General features: G+C 72.9%; 2 protein-coding genes. Both read right to left on the bottom strand.

Translation table 11 applies throughout. The features are described from left to right. Positions 1 to 141 precede the first annotated feature (141 nt). On the bottom strand, positions 142 to 477 hold the full coding sequence (locus HLK59_RS49805; RefSeq protein ID WP_171148296.1) for a hypothetical protein: 336 nt from the start codon (positions 475 to 477) through the stop codon (positions 142 to 144). 113 nt (positions 478 to 590) lie between these two features. Further along, a partial coding sequence (locus tag HLK59_RS49800; protein ID WP_171148295.1) for a PQQ-binding-like beta-propeller repeat protein occupies positions 591 to 1,889 on the bottom strand: 1,299 nt, incomplete at its 5' end.

The following is a 1,889-nucleotide window of genomic DNA, read 5'->3' as shown; positions in this document are numbered from 1 at the left end:
ACTGTTCTTATTTTGCCTTTGTTCTAACCGCTCTTCTCCACTTTGCGATATATTTGTGCTCGTTGTTTGACATGTCTACTTTTTTTTTTTTGAATTACACGCCACCCCCCTAAATCAACACTATCCTCTTCGTCGGCAGAGTCAGTTGTGTATAAGTGACAGGTGGGAGTTGGTGCCGTGGGGGTTCGTGGCGTGGGGGTTCGTACGGTTGCCCCGGCCGTTGCTCTTGCCGGTGCCGGTGCCGGTGCCGTTGCCGGTGCCGTTGCCGTTTGCGCGTCCGTTGCCCCGGCCGCGGCCGGTGAGCCCTCCTCGGCCTCTGCCGTTCGCCACGCCGTCCCGTACGAGGGTGATCTCCGCCAGTCCCTCCTCGCCCGGCCTGCGGGCCAGCAGGCGCGGTTCGCCGCCCGCGGGTGTCAGCCGGGCCAGCAGGACGTACGGCCCGAGCAGGCGTGCGTCGTCCGGGCTCAGCTCTTCCATGCGATCCCCCATCGCCACCCATCGCTCCCCGTCGCGCCGCGGTGCGCGCCCGGCTCCCTCAGCAAGCGCATTCCTCAAGCAGGGGTAACGACGTGCGCCGGTCGCGGCCCGTTTCACAGGGTGGGCATCGCGCGCAGGGTGTCGCGGCGGGCGACGAAGACCCGTCCGGCGGCGCCCGCGAGCCGCCATCCCGGGGGATCTGCCTGGTCGGCGAAGGTCCACATGAGGCGGCCGGTGCGGATGTCGACCGTGTAGACGCCTCTGTCGGTGCCCGGCTGGACCGGGGAATCGGTCGGGTTGCCCAGCAGCCCGTACAGCGCGTGACCGACCACGACATCGGCCCGGCGCGGTACGCCGCTGTAGTCCATGGGTACCGTCCAGCGCGGCACACCGGAGCCGGCGTCCAGGCACCACAGCGCGGTGCGGGTGGCGGCGGTGTACACCCGGCCGTCGGCGACGGTGGGCGCTCCGTGGAAGCCGTACGCCGAGTCGGGCGCCAGCGTCCAGCGGGCCTTGCCGGTGCGGGCGTCGAGCAGGGCGAGCGGGCGGCCGCCCACGCAGAAGGCACCGTCCCACACGGCCGGGGCGACGGCGCCGACGCGGCCACCGCCGATCAGCGCGGGCGTGCCGACCGTCCATCGCCAGGTCGCCTTGCCGTTCTCGGTGTCGAAGGCCTGGGCGATGCCGTCGTCGGAGCACACCAGCAGCCGCTGCCGGGTCACGGCGGCACGTGCGGCGGCGACGCCGGTCACCGCGCGGTCGGAGGTCCACCGGACCCGACGGTCCGTCAACCCCACGGCGCGCACCCGGCGTTCACGGTCGAGGACGTACGCCGCCACAGCGTCCACCGCGAGCAGTTGGGCGGCACCGATGTCCCCGGTCCGCCAACGCGGCTCGCCCGTACGGGAGTCGAGGCCGCTCAGGCGACCGTCGCCGGTCACGACGAGGATCGCCTGGCCGGCGACGACGAGCAGATCACCGAGCCGGTCGGGAGCCTTGGTCCCGTGCCAGTTCCACGCCCGCCGCCCGGTGTGCTGCACCCACGCGGCCACGCCGTCGGCGGTGCCCGCGGCGACCACCCGGCCCACGGTGACCGGGCCGGGCCCGTCCGGGTGCAGTCCCTCGGCCCGCCAGAGTGCGGCGGGCACGGTGTCAACGGTCGGCGCGGTGAGCGGCTCGGCGACGGGGACGCCGTTCTCGGTGCCTTCGTCGGGCGGCCCGGCCCGGTCCCGGGTCAGCCACCAGACCCCCGCCCCCACGCCGGGCACGGCCAGCGCGGCGGCCGCGGTGAGCAGGCGCCGCCGAGTGGGGGACGGGACGGGGGCGGCCGTCCGCAGCAGACAGTCCGCCTCGGCGCTACGGCGGTCGATGTCGGCGGCGAGTTGGGGGGTGAGCCATGCGGGGGTGGCGGA

The sequence above is a fragment of the Streptomyces sp. S3(2020) genome (assembly GCF_013044505.1).
Lineage (GTDB): Bacteria > Actinomycetota > Actinomycetes > Streptomycetales > Streptomycetaceae > Streptomyces.
The sequence above is the reverse complement of the archived record's forward strand: the minus strand, read 5'-3'. Positions and strand labels throughout refer to the sequence as shown.